At 69.9% G+C, this 18,184-nt stretch carries 18 protein-coding genes; 10 read left to right on the top strand and 8 right to left on the bottom strand.

Annotated features, from left to right (window positions below):
* Positions 1-5: 5 nt before the first annotated feature.
* Together C7H75_RS09445 and C7H75_RS09440 are read right to left on the bottom strand one after the other, a co-directional pair.
* Positions 6-809, bottom strand: coding sequence for an SWIM zinc finger family protein (locus C7H75_RS09445; protein WP_022595099.1), 804 nt, complete (start codon positions 807-809; stop codon positions 6-8).
* Positions 806-3,613 carry a DEAD/DEAH box helicase gene (locus C7H75_RS09440; protein ID WP_491946782.1) on the bottom strand — a complete coding sequence of 936 codons (2,808 nt, stop codon included), beginning with the start codon at positions 3,611-3,613 and terminating at the stop codon, positions 806-808. The genes C7H75_RS09445 and C7H75_RS09440 overlap by 4 nt, the downstream gene beginning before the upstream one ends.
* Before the next feature lie 88 nt (positions 3,614-3,701).
* Here C7H75_RS09440 and C7H75_RS09435 point away from each other — a divergent pair, with 88 nt between their 5' ends.
* The 5 genes from C7H75_RS09435 (at position 3,702) to C7H75_RS09415 (ending at position 6,667) form a co-directional block, all read left to right on the top strand.
* Positions 3,702-4,019: a hypothetical protein gene (locus C7H75_RS09435; RefSeq protein ID WP_005514083.1), complete on the top strand. Its 318-nt coding sequence runs from the start codon at positions 3,702-3,704 to the stop codon at positions 4,017-4,019.
* 78 nt (positions 4,020-4,097) lie between these two features.
* A complete protein-coding gene (locus tag C7H75_RS09430) occupies positions 4,098-4,802 on the top strand; it encodes an HNH endonuclease family protein (protein ID WP_022595095.1) in 705 nt (234 codons plus the stop codon).
* A 43-nt stretch (positions 4,803-4,845) separates the two neighbouring features.
* Positions 4,846-5,688 (top strand): shikimate 5-dehydrogenase, encoded by an 843-nt coding sequence (locus tag C7H75_RS09425; protein WP_022595092.1) that lies wholly within the window; start codon positions 4,846-4,848, stop codon positions 5,686-5,688.
* A 9-nt stretch (positions 5,689-5,697) separates the two neighbouring features.
* Positions 5,698-6,180 carry a DUF6328 family protein gene (locus C7H75_RS09420; protein WP_005514086.1) on the top strand — a complete coding sequence of 161 codons (483 nt, stop codon included), beginning with the start codon at positions 5,698-5,700 and terminating at the stop codon, positions 6,178-6,180.
* Between the two features lie 28 nt (positions 6,181-6,208).
* Positions 6,209-6,667 carry an acyl-CoA thioesterase gene (locus tag C7H75_RS09415; RefSeq protein ID WP_084848406.1) on the top strand — a complete coding sequence of 153 codons (459 nt, stop codon included), beginning with the start codon at positions 6,209-6,211 and terminating at the stop codon, positions 6,665-6,667.
* Positions 6,668-6,674: 7 nt separating this feature from the next.
* Here C7H75_RS09415 and C7H75_RS09410 read toward each other — a convergent pair whose 3' ends face one another.
* The gene (locus tag C7H75_RS09410) at positions 6,675-7,703 is read right to left on the bottom strand and encodes a phosphotransferase family protein (protein ID WP_013415596.1); all 1,029 of its coding nucleotides are present in this window, start codon (positions 7,701-7,703) and stop codon (positions 6,675-6,677) included.
* A gap of 118 nt (positions 7,704-7,821) precedes the next feature.
* Positions 7,822-8,331 (bottom strand): Lrp/AsnC family transcriptional regulator, encoded by a 510-nt coding sequence (locus C7H75_RS09405; protein WP_044990797.1) that lies wholly within the window; start codon positions 8,329-8,331, stop codon positions 7,822-7,824.
* 167 nt (positions 8,332-8,498) lie between these two features.
* Between C7H75_RS09405 and pdhA the strand changes: the two genes are divergently transcribed.
* The 4 genes from pdhA to C7H75_RS09385 all read left to right on the top strand — a co-directional run bounded on the left by pdhA (position 8,499) and on the right by C7H75_RS09385 (position 13,011).
* Positions 8,499-9,596, top strand: a complete 1,098-nt coding sequence (gene pdhA / locus C7H75_RS09400; RefSeq protein WP_084848407.1) for a pyruvate dehydrogenase (acetyl-transferring) E1 component subunit alpha — start codon at positions 8,499-8,501, stop codon at positions 9,594-9,596.
* On the top strand, positions 9,593-10,594 hold the full coding sequence (locus C7H75_RS09395; RefSeq protein WP_106851283.1) for an alpha-ketoacid dehydrogenase subunit beta: 1,002 nt from the start codon (positions 9,593-9,595) through the stop codon (positions 10,592-10,594). Before pdhA ends, C7H75_RS09395 begins: the two co-directional genes overlap by 4 nt.
* Entirely contained in the window at positions 10,591-11,703 is a 1,113-nt protein-coding gene (locus tag C7H75_RS09390) for a dihydrolipoamide acetyltransferase family protein (protein WP_106851282.1), read from the top strand. The genes C7H75_RS09395 and C7H75_RS09390 overlap by 4 nt, the downstream gene beginning before the upstream one ends.
* 120 nt (positions 11,704-11,823) lie before the next feature.
* Positions 11,824-13,011 (top strand): MFS transporter, encoded by a 1,188-nt coding sequence (locus C7H75_RS09385; protein ID WP_106851281.1) that lies wholly within the window; start codon positions 11,824-11,826, stop codon positions 13,009-13,011.
* Between the two features lie 115 nt (positions 13,012-13,126).
* On the opposite strand, the gene C7H75_RS09380 is transcribed toward C7H75_RS09385, so the two are convergent.
* The 3 genes from C7H75_RS09380 to C7H75_RS09370 are packed head-to-tail and all read right to left on the bottom strand — an operon-like array spanning position 13,127 to position 15,999.
* Positions 13,127-14,557, bottom strand: a complete 1,431-nt coding sequence (locus C7H75_RS09380) for an NAD(P)(+) transhydrogenase (Re/Si-specific) subunit beta (protein WP_005514100.1) — start codon at positions 14,555-14,557, stop codon at positions 13,127-13,129.
* The gene (locus C7H75_RS09375) at positions 14,557-14,883 is read right to left on the bottom strand and encodes an NAD(P) transhydrogenase subunit alpha part 2 (RefSeq protein WP_005514102.1); all 327 of its coding nucleotides are present in this window, start codon (positions 14,881-14,883) and stop codon (positions 14,557-14,559) included. The genes C7H75_RS09380 and C7H75_RS09375 overlap by 1 nt, the downstream gene beginning before the upstream one ends.
* The gene (locus tag C7H75_RS09370; protein ID WP_037084388.1) at positions 14,884-15,999 is read right to left on the bottom strand and encodes a Re/Si-specific NAD(P)(+) transhydrogenase subunit alpha; all 1,116 of its coding nucleotides are present in this window, start codon (positions 15,997-15,999) and stop codon (positions 14,884-14,886) included.
* A 269-nt stretch (positions 16,000-16,268) separates the two neighbouring features.
* On the opposite strand from C7H75_RS09370, the gene C7H75_RS09365 reads away from it, so the two are divergent.
* On the top strand, positions 16,269-16,631 hold the full coding sequence (locus C7H75_RS09365; RefSeq protein ID WP_005514105.1) for a DUF488 domain-containing protein: 363 nt from the start codon (positions 16,269-16,271) through the stop codon (positions 16,629-16,631).
* 14 nt (positions 16,632-16,645) lie between these two features.
* Here the strand turns inward: C7H75_RS09365 and C7H75_RS09360 are convergent, their stop codons facing one another.
* Positions 16,646-18,184 (bottom strand): AMP-binding protein, encoded by a 1,539-nt coding sequence (locus tag C7H75_RS09360; RefSeq protein WP_106851280.1) that lies wholly within the window; start codon positions 18,182-18,184, stop codon positions 16,646-16,648.

The raw sequence follows: 18,184 nt of genomic DNA, 5'->3' as shown, positions 1-18,184 counted from the left end.
TCCGGCTATCGCCGCCTGCGGAATCCGCTGCCGAGCGCTCGATAGCACTCGTCGAGATCGCGCAGTGCCGCGACCACTTCCGTCTCGCCCTCCGCGCCGTCGCGAAGCACCTTGCGCAGCAACATCGCATCCAGATCGTCCGGCGCGGCCGCGAACTCGATCTCGGGCAACTGCGTGTACCGTGCACCGTCGCCGAAGTGGTCGTCGGTGCCGGTGCGGCCGGTGTCGTCGTCCTCACCGCCGACGGCCCGCATCAGCGTGTCGAGATCGAGACCTCGCACCGTCAGCATCGTCAGCGGCTCGCGGTCGACGCGCTCGGCGAGCAGGTACGCGACCGCGGCCACGTGTTTGCACGGCCAGCCGGGATCGGGACACGTGCAGTCGAAGTCGAGTTCGCGTCCGCCGTCGGGCAGCAGCATCGGGGCCAGTTCCTGCGGAACCGCACCGGAGGCCAGCGCGGCGAGGGTGCCCGGGGTCGCTCGAATCGTCTCGACCAGTTCGGCGGTGTGCTCGTCGTCGAGCGTCCGCAGCGTCACCACCGCGGTGAACGGCGCGAGCTGGCTGCCCTGCACCTCGCCGGTGACGCGCCCGGCCGCGATGTCGAGCGCGACCACCTGACCGCCGCGGGCGTACGTGCGGCCGCGGCTGAGCCGGCCGGTGTCGCCCACCTTCTCGAGCGATTCGATCAGCGCCCGCCCCCACCAACCGCGCGCGAACGCACCTCTCTTGGAGGCCGATTCGACACCACCGACGACGGGGCGACGCTTACCGAAGGCGCTGAAGTCGGGACGGCCGCGCTGCGCACTCATTCCCCCACCGCCTCGTCGCCGAGGATCAGCAGGTCGTGCAACTGGTCGGCACTCATCTCGGTGATCCACTTCTCGCCGGTGCCGATCGCCAGATCCGCGAGTTCCTGCTTGTTCGAGATCATCGCGTCGATCCGTTCCTCGAGGGTGCCGACGCACACCAACTTGCGGACCTGCACGTCGCGGCGTTGTCCGATCCGGAAGGCTCGGTCGGTGGCCTGGTTCTCCACCGCGGGATTCCACCACCGGTCCAGGTGCACCACGTGATTGGCGGCGGTCAGGTTGAGCCCGGTGCCACCGGCCTTGAGGGAGAGCAGCATGACCGGCGGCCCGTCGTCGCCCTGGAACCGCTCCACCATCCGGTCGCGGCGCGCCTTGGGGACCCCGCCGTGCAGGAACGGCACATCGGTCCCGAACCGCTCCTCGAGGTACGGCACCACCAGGTCACCGAACTCCCGGAACTGGGTGAACAACAGGGCCCGCTCACCGTCCGCGGTGACCGAATCGAGGATGTCCTCGACCAGCGCCAGCTTGCCGGACCGGTGCCGGCCGCGCCGCAGCACCCCGGACCCGTCGCCGAGGAAGTGCGCAGGATGGTTGCACACCTGCTTGAGGCGCGTGAGCGCCGAGAGCACCGCGCCCTTGCGCTGCATTCCCTCGGTGTCCTTGATCTTCTTGAGCATGTCGTCGACGACGGCCCGGTACAGCGCTGCCTGCTCGACGGTGAGATTCGCCCGGACCGTCATCTCCTGCTTCTCCGGCAGGTCCGAGATGACGGCGGGGTCGGTCTTGACGCGACGCAGGATGAACGGCGACGTCACCGCACGTAGCCGGGTGACCGCCGCCTCGTCCTGTTCCCGCTCGATCGGGACGGCGAAGCGGGCCCGGAAAGCCTGTGGGCTGCCCAGCATTCCACTGTTGACGAAGTCGAGGATGGACCGCAACTCGTCGAGGCGGTTCTCCACCGGTGTGCCGGTGAGGGCAATGCGGTGTTCGGCCGGGATGGCCCGGGCAGCGCGGGCCTGCGCGGTCGCGGAGTTCTTGATGTGCTGCGCCTCGTCGAGCACCACGCGGCGCCACGATTGCTCCCCCAGACCGGCCACGTCGCGAGCGAGCAGCGAGTACGTCGTGATGAACAGGTCGCTGGAGCGGACCGCCGCGGCCAGGTCCTCGCCGCGGCGGCGGTCGGCGCCGTGGTGGACGTGCACGCGCAGGTCGGGCACGAATCGCGCGGCCTCACGCTGCCAGTTGCCGACCACCGACATCGGGCACACCAGCAGGGTGGGATTGTCGGAGCGTTCGTGCGCGAGGAGCGCCAACAGTTGCAGCGTCTTGCCCAGGCCCATGTCGTCGGCGAGGACCGCGCCGAGTCCCGTCTCGCTCATGAACGCCAGCCAGTCCAGCCCGCGCTGCTGGTAGTGCCGCAACTCGGCGTTCAGCCCGGCGGGCTTGGGCACCTGCACCGGCTCGAGCGTGCCGTCGAGCAGCGTGCCCACCCACCCGGTGGCATGCAGTTCCTCGACCGGGACCGGTGGCCGTTCCGCCTCGGTGAGCTGCCCGAGCAGACCACCGAGCGTCCCGTCCTCCCCCGAATTGCGCTGCGTCACATACCGGGCCGCCTGCGCCAGCACGGTGGCGTCGGCCTGCACCCATTGCCCCCGCAGCCGGACCAGATCGCTCTGGGTCTCGGCGAGCCGGGTCAGCTCGTCGGGAGTCAGGACCATGTCGCCGAGCGCGAGTTCCCAGTCGTAGCCGACGATCTCGTTCATGCCCACGGCCCGGTCCTCCGCGGCGGCCGGTACCGGCGGCGACGACACCTTCACGCGCAGCGACGGCGAGGCCGCCGCCCACGCGCGCGGCAACAGCAGCGGGATACCGGCGTGTTCGAGTGCCCGGGCCCCGTGCAGCACCAGGTCGGTCACGACCGCGGTGGGCAGGAGCAGATCGAGGCTGTCGGGGTCGGTGGGCAGGTCCCGCAGCCGTGGATACGCCGTCACCGCGGCGGCGAGTTTGCGCACCGCGATCTCGAGCAGCCGGGACTCCGTCCGGTGTAACCGCACCGGCGCGGGCGCCTCGCCCTCCGCGCGCAGGCACACCTGCAGACGCCACAAGGCGTCGTCGGCGAGGTCCGACTCGTCGCCCTCCGCCGGCTCCGGCTCGAGCAGCCGCAACACCAGTTCCGGCTCGTCGACCGTGAGGCTCTCGCGCCACGCGTCGAGCCCGGTCGCCATCTTGTGGTTGCCGCCGTCGTACGGCTCACCGCGCAGCAGCGCCCGCAGCAGCGGGTGCTGGGCGTCCCGGTCCCCCAACAGCTCGCGGACGACGGCGTCGGTGAGTTCACCGACGAAGTCGTCGAGGATCTCGCGCGGGGTGCCCTCGAACCGCTGCACCGGCGGCATCGCGGACGCCAGTTCGGCCAGCCACGCGTGCTGGCGCTCGCCGCCGAGAAGCCGCCAGCGCGGCCACCAGTGCCCCTCGGTCCGGTACAGCTCGGGCACGACGCGACCGGCCCGCGCCCACCGTTCGACGCCGCGGGCAACGTGCGCCAGGTAGCGCAGGTCCCCCGAGACACCGGACGCGTCGTCCTGCACCGCGAGCAGGACGTCGGCGGCCTCGGCCGGCGCCAGCGCGAGGACCGGGACCCGCTGCTGCTCGACCCCGACGGCCGCCGGCACGTGCACGGTGTGGTGCCGCCGGAAGCGCCGGCGCAGCACCCGCGCGAGGGGCTCGGGTAAATCGGGCAGCTCGGAGTCCGGGCCCCGCCACAGCAGGAGGCCCGTGCCCGGCGACCAGAGCCCGTGCAGCATGTCGTCCATCCAACCAGCCGCAGCCGACATCCCTGGATTCCCGCCCGCCACCCGGCCCATACTGGGCGCAGAGGGAAGGTCGGCGCCGATGACGATCATGCTTCAGGTCTTCGAACAGGTGTACTCGCCGAGTACGCCCTGGCAGCAGCGCAAGGTCGCTTTCGTCGACGCCGATCACATCGTCGCGATGCGCCTCGACGGTCAGTCCGGCGTCTGGCTCGACGTCACCAAACAGGGCGAATCACACCGCCTGGCCACCACCCGCACGCCGGAGGAGGCGGTCGGCTTCCTGCTCAGCGTGTTCGGCAAGATTGCCGAATGCCGGCAGAACGGCGGCTCGTGGCTCATCGGGCACGACGGCGTCGACGCCGGATCGCTGCACGCCGCGAAGTTCCCGCACTCCTGAACCGGCCGCGCGCACCTGCCCTGTCGGAACCGTCCGGCACACTCGCTGCGACAGTGAGCGGTCCGGGGAGGGGCAGCGGTGGGGCGAGGTCGAATTCTGCTCGGGGCCGGCGCCGTCGCGCTGGCCTGCGTGTCGGCGGCGTGCACCGCGGTGCCCGGTGGGGTCGCACCCGCGCCGGGCAGTCCGTCCCGTGCCGCGGTCGAGGACCTCCTCGCCCGGGTCGAGGTGGTCGGGTCCCGGCCCGATGTTGCGGGCTACGAGCGCGGATGCCAGAGCGGGCAGGCCTGTGTGTTCGGTCCGGCCTGGTCGGACGATCACACCGGTCCCGGCGGCCACGACGGCTGCGACACCCGCAACGACGTCCTGGCGGCCGATCTCACCGACGTCGAGTTCCGCGGCGGTACCCGCGATTGCGTCGTCGTCGCGGGCACGCTGGCCGATCCCTACTCGGGGCGGAAGCTCGCGTTCACCAAGCAGGACGCGAACGCTGTGCAGATCGACCACGTGTATCCGCTCGCGGCGGCGTGGGACATGGGCGCCGCGCGGTGGCCGATCGAGCGGCGCCGCGACTTCGCGAACGACGTCACCTACAACCTGCTCGCCGTCAGTGGTCCGGAGAACCAGGCCAAACGGGACGCCACGCCGTCGGGCTGGTTGCCGTCGGATCCGGCCTACCACTGCTTCTACGTCGGCAAGTATCTCGGTGTTGCCGTGCGCTACGGCCTGCCGATCACCGCCGCCGACCGCGACGCGATCGCCGCTGTCGCCGCCGACTGCGGATGACGAGTCGCCGACGCGATGCCCCGCCGCCGGTTAGCGTGGACGGGTGAGCCGAACGATCACCGGAGATGTCAGCAAGGACACCCGCCTGTGCATGTCGCTGTCGGGCAGGCCGAGCAACATCGGCACCCGCTTCCACAACTATCTGTACGACGAGCTCGGCCTCGACTTCGTCTACAAGGCCTTCACCACCACCGATCTCCCGGCCGCGATCGCCGGGATCCGCGCGCTCGGCATCCGCGGATGCGGGGTGTCGATGCCGTTCAAGGAGGCGTGCATCGAGCATGTCGACGTGGTGCACCCGTCGGCGTCGGCGATCGACTCGGTGAACACGATCGTCAACGAGGACGGCGAACTGCACGCCTACAACACCGACTACCAGGCCGTCGCCGACCTGCTGCACCGCGCCGAGCTGCGATCGGAGCTCACGGTCGCCGTCGCCGGTAGCGGCGGCATGGCCAAGGCCGTGGTGGCCGCGCTGCGCGATACCGGGTTCCGCACCGTCACGGTCGTCGCACGCAACGCCGAGACCGGACCGGCCCTGGCCCGCACGTACGGCTTCGAGTGGCTTCCCGAGCTCGGGGCCGCCCATCCGCAGTTGCTCGTCAACGCCACCCCGGTCGGGATGGCCGGCGGCGCCGAATCCGACGCACTGCCGTTTCCGGAGGACGCGGTCCACGCCGCGGAGGCGGTCTTCGACGTCGTCGCGATGCCCGCCGAGACTCCGATGGTCCGGCTCGCGACGGCGGCCGGCAAGACCGTGATCACCGGCGCGGAAGTGATCGCGCTGCAGGCGGCGGAGCAGTTCACGCTGTACACCGGGGTGCGCCCGACCGATGAGCAGATCCGCCGCGCGTCGGAGTTCTCGAGGGCCCCCTCGAAGGCCTAGGAGTTCCCGATGGCCGGCCTGCCGCCGCACGACCCGGACGAACCGCAGAGCACGCGCCTCGCCCGCAACTTCAGCGAGCTGCTGCAGGAGTTGCGCGTGCAACAGGCCGGGGTGCAGATCCTGTTCGCGTTCCTGCTGGCGATCGTGTTCACCGAGGTCTACCAGGAACAGTCCGACTACGTCCGCACCCTGCATCTGGCCACGGTGCTGTGCGCCGCCATGTCGTCGGCACTGCTGATCGCCCCGGCGGTGTGGCATCGGATCCTGTTCCGGCACCGTCGGCGCGAGGACATCCTGCGTCAGGCCAACCGCTGCGCGCTGGCCGGCTCGGTCTTCCTGGCCGCGACCATGGTCGGCACCGTGCTGATCGTCGCGGAGGTCGCGGTCGGTGGCTGGGTCGCCAAGCTCATCGGTGCGTGCACCGCACTGGTCTTCGGCACCCTGTGGTTCGCCGTGCCCGCCCTGTTGCGGCGCGACGACGAGCTGCGCTGACCGAATCGCAGGCGCTATCGTCGGTTTCATGGCAGCCCCCGACGAGCCCGAACCGCGGGCCGAGGCGTTTCCGGCACTGTGGCCGGTGCCGACGCGGTGGGCCGACGGCGACCAGTACGGGCACGTCGACGCCGTCTCCTACTACTCGTATTTCGATACCGCGATCAACGGATGGCTGATGGCGAGTACCGGCCTCGACGTCCGACGGCTACCCGCGATCGGGATCGTGACGGAGGCCTCGTGCCGGTTCGTGCGTGAGCTGTCGTTCCCCGATCAGTTGCACGTGGGCCTGTCCGTCGAGCGCATCGAGGTCTCCGACATCGTGTACGCCTTGGCGGTCTTCCGCGAGGACGCGGAGGGATTCCTGGAACTGTCCGCCACCGGACGATTCGTGCACGTCTACGTCGATCCCGACACCCGGCAGCCTGCGCCGATTCCACCCGAAATTCGCAGCGCCGCAACCTTACTGATGTTCGAGGTGGACTGACGCCCGGTCAGTTCAACCCCACCGCGTCCGCCGTCGCGACCGCGCGCCTGACGACGTCGTCGATGAGTTCCGCTGTGGGGCCGCCCCGTTCGGCCCGGTTGCGCGGATCGTCGAGAGTCCGGCGCAACACACCCTCCGCGATGATCGCGAGCTTCCACAGCGCGAGCACATGCCAGAAGCCGACCGCCGAGACGTCGCGTTTGGTCTCGTGCACGTACACCTCGACCAGTTCGTCGCGGGTCGGGAAGCCGTCGAGCGTCGACGCCATGAACGGCCCCCGCACACCGTCACCACGCTCCGGCCAGTACGCCAGCAGCCCTCCGAGGTCGGCGAGCGGGTCGCCCAGCGTGCACAGTTCCCAATCGAGGATCGCCACGACCCGGCCCTCTTCGGGGGACGTGATGACGTTGCTCAGGTGGAAATCGCCGTGTACCAGAGTGGTCTCGGTCTGCTCGGGGACGTTGCGGGCGAGGCGCGCCGCCAAGTCCTCGATCGCGGGCAGATCGTGGGTCCTGGACTGTTCCCACTGGGCCGACCACCGCTTGAGCTGCCGCTCGGCGTAGGGCTTGTGACTGGCCAGGCCCTCGAGACCCGCGCTCTCGAGATCCACCCGGTGAATGCTCGCGAGCGCCTTCGGCAGCGAGAGCCCGATGGCGCGTCGGCGCTCGGGGTCGAGGCGCTCGGCTACCGATTCGTCGTCGATCACGATCCCGTCGACGTAGCTCATCAGCACCAGAGGCACATCGGTAATCGCCGGATCGTCGGTCAAACCAAGCATTTTCGGCACCGGGACACCGGTCCCCTGCAGCGCGGCCAGGATGCGGTACTCGCGGCCGACGTCGTGCGCGGACGCCAGCAACTGCCCGAGCGGCGGGCGCCGCAGCACCCAGTGGCCGCCCCCCGAATCGCGCACTGCGAAGGTGAGATTCGACTGCCCGCTACCGATGCGCTCGAACGACAGCGGCGCGAGTGCGCCCACACCGAGACCGGTGATCCAGCTCGCGACGGCGTCCTCGTCGAGGCCGACAACACTCATTGCGCACCACTCCCCTCCGGTGTCCCGCATTCTGTATCCGCTGTTCGGATCGATCGATTCGTCATGCCGGTCATTTCCGTCGAATCCCGCACCCCCGGTCGACGCCCGTCCGACGATGCTAGTCGCCGGGCTGCCCCCGCGCGGGTGTTTGCGATCCACGACCGTGCGCGGCGCGCGCGAGCAGCGGCGCCGTGCGCGGCCCGACCAGTTCGCGCATCACGAGCGCCATGTTGGTGCGCTCCACGCCGGGAATCTTGAGGATCTGCCCGGCCAACCGGTAGAGGTCGTCGGCGTCGGTCGCCACCACCTTGACCGACAGGTCGGTCAGCCCCGTCATGCCGTAGACCTCGACCACCTCGGGGATGTCGGCGAGCGCATCCACCACCGCGTCGAGCTGGTGCTGGTCGACCCGCGTCGACACGAATGCCGCCAGCGGGTAGCCCAGCGCCCGGGGATCGACGAGCTGGTCGAAACCACCGAGCGCCCCCGACCCCTCCCAGCGGGACAGCCGCGCCTGCACGGTGTTCCGCGACAGCCCGAGCCGTTGCGCGAGTTCCACGCCCGTGGCCCGGGGGTTGCGCGACAGCTCGAGCAGCAGACGGGCGTCGGTGGCGTCGAGAGTGGTCATCTTTCGCAGTGTGCCACCGTTTCACCCCCCGAAACCGTGCATCGTGCTGAATCGCTGCGACTTCGCTTGCGCAGATCGCCGAACGGTGGATGCTGTGAGGTAGAGCACACCCATTCGGACATCCGCTCACGAGGCGGACCCGGATCGATGCGACGAGGTGACCGACGATGGCCGACAGAATCGCCTTCCCGGTGCAGCTGGTCCAACCCGACGGACAGCGCGTGCACCGGCCCGACTACGCCGCGCTGGTGTCCGACGTCGGGCCCGAGCAGCTGCGCGCCCTGTACGAGGATCTCGTCGTATCGCGGCGGATCGACACCGAGGCCACCGCGTTGCAGCGGCAGGGCCAACTGGGCATCTGGGCGCCGCTGCTCGGCCAGGAGGCCGCCCAGGTGGGGTCGGCACGCGCGCTGGAGCGCGACGACTACATCTTCACGAGCTACCGCGAGCACGCCGTCGCGCACTGCCGGGGCGTCGACCCGGACGTGATGACCCGGATGTGGCGGGGGTGCGCGCACTCCGGCTGGGATCCGGCGACGGTGAACATGACCAATCCCGCGATCGTGGTCGGCGCGCAGGGTCTGCACGCGACCGGGTACGCGCTGGGAGCGCACCTGGACGGCGCCGAGATCGCCACCGTCGTGTACTTCGGGGACGGCGCGACCAGTCAGGGCGATCTGTCCGAGGCACTGGGCTTCGCGGCGAGCCTCGCGGCCCCGGTGGTGTTCTTCTGCCAAAATAATCAGTGGGCCATCAGCGAACCCGTCCACCTGCAGAGCCCCACCCCGATCGCGGCGCGTGCCGCCGGATACGGCATGCCCGCGGTCCAGGTCGACGGCAACGACGTGCTCGCGGTGCTGGCGGTCACCCGCCAGGCAGCCCGCCGCGCGCGGGACGGCGGCGGACCGTCGTTCGTCGAGGCCGTCACGTACCGGATGGGTCCGCACACCACGTCCGACGACCCGACCCGCTACCGCACCGCCGCGGAGTCGGAGCTGTGGCGGGCCCGTGACCCGATCGACCGGATGCGGCGCCTCCTCGAGCGCGAGGGCCTGTTCGACGCCGAGTTCGACGCCCGAGTGCAGGGACGGGCGGACGACGTCGCCGCCCGGCTGCGGGCCGGCGCGCTGGAGGCGCCCGATCCCGGACCGGACGAGTTGTTCGAGCACGTGTACGCCACCGAGCATCCGCTGATCGACGAGGAGCGCGCCGCCTACCGGGCCTACCTCGACACCCTGACCACCGGCGAGGAGGCAGCGTCATGACCGTCACCACGAGCGCGACACCGAGGACCACGCTGACGCTGGGCGCCGCACTCAACGCCGGGCTGCGCCGGGCACTCGAGGACGACCCCAAGGTGGTGCTGATGGGCGAGGACATCGGCAAGCTCGGCGGCGTCTTCCGCATCACCGACGCGCTGCAGAAGGACTTCGGCCCGGCGCGCGTCATGGACACCCCACTCGCCGAATCCGGGATCGTGGGAACGGCTTTCGGGTTGGCGCTGCGCGGATACCGGCCCGTCTGCGAGATCCAGTTCGACGGCTTCGTCTACCCGGCGTTCGACCAGATCGTCTCGCAGGTCGCCAAGATCCACTACCGCACCCGCGGACACGTGAAGGCGCCGTTGACGATTCGCATCCCGTACGGCGGCGGGATCGGTGCCGTCGAGCATCATTCGGAGTCCCCCGAGGCGTACTTCGCGCACACGGCGGGGCTTCGCGTCGTCTGCCCCGCCACCCCGGCCGACGCGTTCGCGATGATCCGGCAGTCGATCGCGCTCGACGACCCCGTCGTGTTCCTCGAACCCAAGCGGCGCTACTGGGACCGCGGCGCCGTGGACCTCGACGACCCGCCGGATCTGCCGCTGCACCGCGCGCGGATCGCCCGGCCCGGCGCCGATGTCACGGTCGTCTCGTACGGCTCGATGGTGCCGACCGCGTTGCAGGCCGCCGCGATCGCCGCCGACGAGGGCACCTCGCTCGAGGTGGTCGATCTGCGCTCGCTGGCGCCGATCGACTTCGAGGCCGTCGAGGAGTCGGTGCAGCGGACCGGACGGCTCGTCGTCGCGCACGAGGCTCCCGTCTTCGTGGGCCTCGGCGCGGAGATCGCGGCGCGGGTGTCCGAGCGGTGCTTCTTCCGGCTCGAGGCGCCGGTGCGGCGGGTCGGCGGCTTCGACATCCCGTACCCGCCGGCGAAACTCGAGCATCACCACGTGCCCGACGCCGACCGCATCCTCGCCACCGTCGACGAGGTGCTCGCATGAGCCGCCTCGAGGAGTTCCGGCTGCCCGACCTCGGCGAGGGCCTCACCGAGGCGGAACTGGTGTCGTGGGCCGTCGCGGTCGGAGACACCGTCGCACTCAACGCGACCATCGGGGAGGTCGAGACAGCGAAGGCATCGGTGGAACTTCCGTCGCCGTTCGCCGGGGTGGTGCGAGAGTTGCTCGTGCAGCCCGGGACCACGGTGCCGGTCGGGACGCCCATCATCCGCGTCGAGACGGCCGGCGACGAGGACGAGGTTCCCCCGGCTCCCCGCCGGGACGCGGTGCTGGTCGGCTACGGACCGTCAGAGCCCACCGTCAGCAGACGCCGACGTCCGCAGCCGCACGTGTCCCGGCCACCGGCAGTTCGGTCGGGCGCCGTCCACGCCCGCCGCGACGCCCAGGACGCCCGCGAGACGCGGACGCCGATCCGCGGGGTGCGACGCGAGACGGCGGCGGCCATGGTCGCCAGCGCCGCCGCCGCACCGCACGTCACCGAGTTCCTCACCGTCGACGTCACCGAGTCGGTGCGGCTGCTCGAGCGACTGCGCACAGCGGCCGCGTTCGACGGCCTGCACGTGACCCCGCTGACGCTGGTCGCCAAGGCCCTGCTGCTGACGCTGCGGGCGCATCCGTCGCTGAACTCGGCGTGGGACGAGGCCGCGCAGGAGATCGTCACCAAGCACTACGTGAACCTCGGCATCGCGACCGCCACCGAGCGAGGCCTGATGGTGCCGAACGTCAAGGACGCGGACCGGCTGCCCCTGTCCGAGCTGTGCCAGGCGATCCGCGCACTCACCGACACTGCGCGGGCCGGACGGGCGACGCCGTCCGACCTCACCGGCGGAACGATCACGATCACCAACGTCGGCGTCTACGGCATCGACACCGGCACCCCGATCCTCAACCCGGGTGAGGCCGCGATCCTCGCGCTCGGCGCGATCACGAGGCGGCCGTGGGTGGTGGGCGACGACATCGTCGCGCGGGACGTCACGACACTCGGCCTCACCGTCGATCACCGCCTCGTCGACGGCGAACAGGCGTCGCGGTTCCTCGTGGACCTCGGGGCGACGCTCCACGACCCGGTCACCTGCCTCCTCGCCCTGCTCTGAACTCGCTCCCCCCCATCCGCCCCTCGCTCGCTCCGCTCGCGAGCTGAAGGGTCCCTTCAGCAGCTGTCAGCGCACGAAGGGTCCCTTCAGCTGCGCGCGGGATTCGGTACAAAGGGGAACGTGGACACCCCGACACCGCGCCCGCGCCACCTGACCGCCGCCCGCGCCGCGATCTTCGGTGTGTTCGGCATCAACGGCTTCCTGCTCGCGATGTGGGTGGTGCACATTCCCGCGATCGAGGACCGGACGAACATCGCCCACTCGACGCTCGGGTCGCTGCTTCTGCTCCTCGCGCTCGGCGCGATCGCCGGGATGCAGTTGGTGGGGCCGCTCGCCGACCGATACGGCAGCCGACTGCTGGTCGCACTGAGCGGGATCCTGCTGTCGATCGCGGTGATCGGACCGGGGCTCGCGTCCACGGCGTGGCAGCTGGGTCTGGCGCTGCTGGTGTTCGGGTTCGGCAACGGCGCCCTGGACGTGTCGATGAACTCGCAGGCCGTCCTCACCGAACGCGAGTACGGCCGCCCGATCATGTCCGCGTTCCACGGCATGTTCTCGATCGGGGGCGTCGTCGGATCGCTCATCGGCGCGGTCACCATCGGGGCCGGCTGGTCACCGGCCGTCACGCTGGCCGCGTCGTCGGCGCTGGGCCTCGCCGCTGTGGCGCTGTGCACCGCGCGGTTGCTTCCGCCGTCGGCGCATCCGCAGCCCGAACCTCACGGGCAACGCCGGCGCGGGCGGTACTCGCCACGGGCGCTTGCGCTGGGCGCGGTGGCGTTCGCGTTGATGCTCGCCGAGGGCGTCGCCAACGACTGGTCCACCCTGCAGGTCAAGGAGCACCTGGACGTCCCGGCGTCGGTGGCCGCGCTTACGTTCGGCGCGTTCTCGCTGACGATGACGGTGGGGCGGTTCACCGCGGACCGGGTCAGCTCGGCGCTCGGTCCGGTCGCCGTGGTCCGGTACGGGACGCTGATCGCGGCGGCCGGGATGGCAACGGTCGTGGTGTCGCCGTGGCTGCCGACGACGCTGCTCGGCTGGGCCCTGTTCGGGCTCGGGTTGTCGGGGTGCGTGCCGCAGATCTTCACCGCGGCCGGAAACCTCGGGGCCGGGGCTGCGGGGGCGAACATGTCCCGCGTCGTGGGCATGGGGTACATCGGCTTCCTCGCCGGGCCGGCGACCATCGGCTGGCTCACCCACCTGGTGCCGCTCACGGTCGCGATGGTGGTGCCGCTGGTGTGCGTCCTGGTCGCGGCCCGCTTCGCCGGCATCGTGGACCGGCCCGCGACCCGCGCCGTCGCGGTCGGCTGAAACGGCGGAAGGGTCCCTTCACCCGCTGGGAGCGAGTGAAGGGACCCTTCAGCTGACGGGCGGAGGGGGACGCGTCCGCCAGTTGCCGTCTTCGTCTTCCGTGATGCGCCGAGGCCTACAGGGCCTTGAGCTCCTCGGTGACCTCGGAAACCATCTTCTTGGCGTCACCGAACAGCATCGAGGTGCCGTCTGCGGTGAACAGCGGGTTGTCGATGCCGGCGTAGCCCGACGACATCGAGCGCTTGAGCACGATGACCGACTTGGACTGGTCGACGTTGAGGATCGGCATGCCGTAGATCGGCGAGCTCGAGTCGTTGCGTGCGGCCGGGTTGGTGACGTCGTTGGCGCCGATGACGACGGTGACATCGGTGCGCGCGAACTCGCCGTTGATGTCGTCCATCTCCTTCATCGCGTCGTACGCGACGTCGGCCTCGGCGAGCAGGACGTTCATGTGACCGGGCATGCGGCCGGCGACCGGGTGGATCGCGTACTTGACCTCGACGCCGCGCTCCTCGAGCAGGGCCGCCATCTCCTTGACCGCGTGCTGGGCCTGCGCGACGGCGAGACCGTAGCCGGGGACGACGATGACCTGGTTGGCGTACGCCATCTGGATCGCCGCATCCGACGCGGACGTGGCCTTGACGGTGCCGCCGGATGCCGCGCCGCCGGGGCCGCCGGCGTCACCGCCACCGAACGAGCCGAAGATGATCGCGGGGATCGAGCGGTTCATGGCCTTGGCCATGAGGTTGGTCAGGATCGAGCCGGACGCGCCGACGATCATGCCGGCGACGATCATCGCCTGGTTGTTGAGCGCGAGACCCGCGGCCGCGGCCGACAGACCGGTGAGCGCGTTGAGCAGCGAGATGACGACGGGCATGTCGGCGCCGCCGATCGGCAGCACGACGAACAGACCCATGACGCCGGCGGCGACGAGCAGGCCGACGATCCACAGCGCGGACGTCGGATCGTTGGCCGGGTCGGCCTGGATGCCGATGTAGATCGCGATGCCCACCGAGACGACCGCAAGGATCATGTTCGCCAGCTGGAACGCCTTCGCCGAGGCGACGACCTTCTTCTCGAAGTTCTTGTTGAACAGCTCCTGCAGCTTCGCGAACGCGACCAGCGAGCCCCAGAACGAGACCGAACCGATGATGGCGGCGAACAGCGAGCCGACGATGAACGGCACCGACGGCACCGTCTCGACGGTGGTGAAGCCGTCGGAGTTGAGGAACTCGGCCCACGCGATGAGCGCGACCGTGCCACCGCCGACGCCGTTGAACAGCGCGACGAGCTGCGGCATCGCCGTCATCTTCGTGCGCAGCGCCGGCGGGACGCCGAGGACGATACCGACGAGCAGACCACCGATGATCAGGCCCCAGTGGTCGGTGTCGCGGATGTCGATGAGGACCGCGACGACCGCGATCAGCATGCCGACGGCAGCGATGTAGTTGCCGCGCACCGCGGTCTTCGGGCCCGTCAGGCCCGACAGACCGTAGATGAACATCGCGAACGCGACGATGTACAGGATGGAGACGAGGTAGCTCATCAGGCGTCAGCCCCCTTCTTCACGGCAGGCGCGTCCTTCTTCGGCTTGAACATCGCGAGCATGCGGTCGGTGACGACGAAGCCGCCGACGACGTTCAGGGTGCCGAACACCAGCGCGACGAAGAGGATGATCTTGATCGACCACGGGGCGTCGGACGGCAGGTGGCCGAGAACGACCAGCGCGCCGAGCACGACGATGCCGTGGATGGCGTTGGTGCCCGACATCAGCGGCGTGTGCAGCGTGTTCGGCACCTTCGAGATGACAGCGAAGCCCACGAACCCGGCCAGGACCAGGATCGCGATGTTCGCCAGAAGTTCGGTGTACATCTAGGGGGTCTCCTTCGATCCGGTCACGCACGCACCGGCGAGGATCTCGTCCGAGAAGTCGGGTGCCAGCGCACCGTTCTCGTCGAGCATCAGCTCGATCAGGGCCGCAACGTTCTTCGAGTACAGCTCCGAGGCGTGCTCGGGCATCGTCGCCGGGAGGTTCAGCGGCGAGCAGATGGTGACACCGTGCTTGACGGCCGTCCGGCCGGGCTCGGTGAGCTCGCAGTTGCCACCGGTCTCGCCGGCGAGGTCGACGATGACGCTGCCGGGCTTCATGCCCTCGACGGCAGCGGCGGTCACCAGGCGCGGCGCGGGGCGGCCCGGCACCAGCGCGGTGGTGATGACGACGTCGAAGCCCTTGATGGCATCCTCGAGCGCCTGCTGCTGCTGTGCGCGCTCGGCGTCGGTCAGCTCACGGGCGTAGCCGCCTTCGCCGGCCGCGTCGATGCCGAGGTCGAGCCACTGCGCACCGACCGAGCGGACCTGGTCGGCCACCTCGGGACGCACGTCGTAACCCGTGGTGCGGCCACCGAGACGCTTGGCCGTGGCCAGCGCCTGCAGACCCGCGACACCCACGCCGAGGACCAGGACGGTCGCGGGCTTCACGGTGCCGGCCGCGGTGGTCAGCATCGGGAAGAAGCGGGTGGACTCGGACGCCGCGACGAGGACGGCCTTGTAGCCGGCGACGTTCGCCTGCGACGACAGCGCGTCCATCACCTGGGCGCGGGAGATGCGCGGAATCGCCTCGACGGCGAACGCGCTCACACCGGCCGCGGACAGCGCACCGATCTGGTTCTCGGCGTTGCGCGGGGCGAGGAAGCCGATCAGCGTCTGCCCGGAGCGGAGCTTGCCGACCTCTTCGTCCGACGGCGGTGCGACCTTGACGACGACGTCGGAGGTCCACGCGTCACCGATGGTGGCGCCGGCCTCCTTGTACAGCTCGTCGGGAATCAAGGCACCCAGTCCGGCACCGGGCTCGACGACGACGTCGACTCCCTTGGCGGCCAGTGACGCCACAACCTTGGGCACCAATGCCACCCGTCGTTCGCCGTCGCTCGTCTCCCGAACGACACCGACCGATGGGCGCACCTGTGCCGCGCTCTTCGATGTATCCAATGTTTCGACTTCCTGCGGTAGATGGTGTGCCTGCCGCGACGGGCGGCAACTATCGAGCGATCGACGGACGATGACCCGACCGATGCAAGTGGTCCACGATGGTAAGCAGAACTACCGTGAGCAAGGGGCACGCGCAAGTCGGCCGGAGTGTCTGAATCGAGTCCGAACAGAGGTATACCACTGTAAGAGACACTTTTTGTGATACAGCTCACCATTTCACACGGACGTAACGTCGCGTCCGGGTAGGCCCAAGAAACGGAGGTTCGGAGATGCCCACTCGGGCCGTCGACATCGAACGCGTGTACGACCATCCGGCCGCGGAACCGAGTTTCCGAGTCTTCGTCGACCGGCTGTGGCCGCGCGGGTTGCGCAAGGATTCGTTCCATTACGACGACTGGGCGAAGGACCTCGCGCCGTCGACCGATCTGCGGCGGTGGTACAGCCACGACATAGCAGAGTTCGGCGAGTTTCGCTCCCGCTATCTCACGGAGCTGGAATCCGCGGAGGGACGCAGCGCCGTGGAGCGCGTGCTGACCCTCGCGGGAGACCGTCCCCTCGTCCTGCTCACCGCCACCAAGGACCTCGACCACAGTCACGCCGCCGTCCTGCAGGAGCACTTCCGGGAGCTGTGACCCCGCGCCGATCCCTACGCCGGGACGTACCGCGCGCGCAGGGTGTGCTTGACGAGTTTCCCGGTCGGGGTGCGCGGTAGGTCGTCGACGAAGTCGATCGATCGGGGCGCCTTGTAGTGCGCGACGCGCTCACGGACGTAGTCGAGCAGTTCGCGTTCGATGTCTGCGTTCCCGGTCACACCGTCCACCAGTTGGACGACCGCCTTGACCTCCTCCCCCATCTCGTCGTGTGGCACGCCGATGACCGCGACGTCGTACACCTTCGGATGCAGGGTGAGGACGTTCTCGGATTCCTGCGGATAGATGTTGACCCCGCCGGAGATGATGGTGAACGCCGCGCGGTCGGTGAGATACAGGAAGCGGTCGTTGTCGAGGTAGCCGATGTCGCCGCTCGTGGTCCACGTCGGATGGTCGGGGTGCTGCGCTGACGCCGTCTTGACGGGATCGTTGTGGTACTCGAACGGGACCTGGTCGCGCTCCCAGTACACGGTGCCGATCTCCCCCGTCGGCAGTTCGTGCCCCGCCTCGTCGCAGATGTGCACGATGCCGAGGACCCCGTCGCGGCCCACCGACCCGGGGCGGGCCAACGCCTGGGCGCTGTCGATGAACGTCGCGCCCGCCCCCTCGGTCGACGCGTAGTACTCGTGGATCACCGGGCCCCACCAGTCGATCATCGCGCGCTTGACCTCGACCGGGCACGGGGCGGCGGCGTGGATCGCGACACGCATGCTGGACACGTCGTAGCGGTCGCGAATCTCGCTGGGCAGCTTGAGCATCCGCACGAACATCGTGGGCACCCACTGGCTGTGCGTGACGCGGTGCCGCTCGATCAGCGCGAGCGCTTCGGCCGCGTCGAACCGGTCCATCACGATCACGGTCCCGCCGACGGAATTGATCGTGCCGCAGAAGCGCAGTGGCGCAGCGTGATACAGCGGTGCCGGGCACAGGTAGACGGTGTCGGCGTCGAAGCCGTACATCGGCGCGAACACCGCGGTGTAGGGGTCGACGGTCTCGTGTACCTGCCCCTCGGGCAGCTGCGGTTTGATCCCCTTGGGCCGGCCGGTGGTGCCCGACGAGTACAGCATGTCCTGCCCGCGCGGCTGGGATTCCAGCGGTTCGTCCGACTGCTGCGCGAGCACCGCCTCGTAGTCGTCGTAGCCGTCGACCGCTCCCCCGAACACCAATCGGCACCGCACCTTCGGGAGCTCGGTCGGTTCCACCGGGAGAGCCGCGGCCGCGTCCGCCGAGACGACCAGTGCCGACGCCTCGCAGTCGTCGACGACGTACGCCGCCTCGGCCGGGGTGAGATGCCAGTTGACGGCGGTGATGTAAAGCCCGGATCGCAGCGCCGCCCAGTACACCTCGAGCACCCGCAGGTCGTTGCCTGCGACCACCGCGAGGTGATCGCCCGGCCGCATCCCGATCGCGCGCAGGTACCGGGCCAGCCGCAGTGACCGCTCGTCGAGCTGCCGGTAGGTGAGCTGCTCACCCGTGGCGGGGCGGATGACCGCCGGCTTGTCGGGCGTGCCGGCGACGAAGGTTCCCGGAAACAC

Origin of the sequence: Rhodococcus (subgen. Prescottella) equi (genome assembly GCF_003013675.1) — a bacterium.
GTDB lineage: Bacteria > Actinomycetota > Actinomycetes > Mycobacteriales > Mycobacteriaceae > Prescottella > Prescottella equi.
Note: the sequence above shows the minus strand (reverse complement) of the source record. Positions and strands in the feature narration are given on the sequence as shown.

Excerpts from the sequence above, each read along its gene's own strand:
- C7H75_RS09435 (WP_005514083.1), top strand. The coding sequence starts at position 3,702 with ATGACGATCATGCTTCAGGTCTTCGAACAGGTGTACTCGCCGAGTACG.
- C7H75_RS09410 (WP_013415596.1), bottom strand. The coding sequence starts at position 7,703 with ATGAGTGTTGTCGGCCTCGACGAGGACGCCGTCGCGAGCTGGATCACC.
- C7H75_RS09395 (WP_106851283.1), top strand. The coding sequence starts at position 9,593 with ATGACCGTCACCACGAGCGCGACACCGAGGACCACGCTGACGCTGGGC.
- C7H75_RS09420 (WP_005514086.1), top strand. The coding sequence starts at position 5,698 with ATGGCCGGCCTGCCGCCGCACGACCCGGACGAACCGCAGAGCACGCGC.
- C7H75_RS09390 (WP_106851282.1), top strand. The coding sequence starts at position 10,591 with ATGAGCCGCCTCGAGGAGTTCCGGCTGCCCGACCTCGGCGAGGGCCTC.
- C7H75_RS09405 (WP_044990797.1), bottom strand. The coding sequence starts at position 8,331 with ATGACCACTCTCGACGCCACCGACGCCCGTCTGCTGCTCGAGCTGTCG.
- C7H75_RS09365 (WP_005514105.1), top strand. The coding sequence starts at position 16,269 with ATGCCCACTCGGGCCGTCGACATCGAACGCGTGTACGACCATCCGGCC.
- C7H75_RS09375 (WP_005514102.1), bottom strand. The coding sequence starts at position 14,883 with ATGTACACCGAACTTCTGGCGAACATCGCGATCCTGGTCCTGGCCGGG.
- pdhA (WP_084848407.1), top strand. The coding sequence starts at position 8,499 with ATGGCCGACAGAATCGCCTTCCCGGTGCAGCTGGTCCAACCCGACGGA.
- C7H75_RS09380 (WP_005514100.1), bottom strand. The coding sequence starts at position 14,557 with ATGAGCTACCTCGTCTCCATCCTGTACATCGTCGCGTTCGCGATGTTC.
- C7H75_RS09415 (WP_084848406.1), top strand. The coding sequence starts at position 6,209 with ATGGCAGCCCCCGACGAGCCCGAACCGCGGGCCGAGGCGTTTCCGGCA.
- C7H75_RS09440 (WP_491946782.1), bottom strand. The coding sequence starts at position 3,613 with ATGCTGCACGGGCTCTGGTCGCCGGGCACGGGCCTCCTGCTGTGGCGG.
- C7H75_RS09445 (WP_022595099.1), bottom strand. The coding sequence starts at position 809 with ATGAGTGCGCAGCGCGGCCGTCCCGACTTCAGCGCCTTCGGTAAGCGT.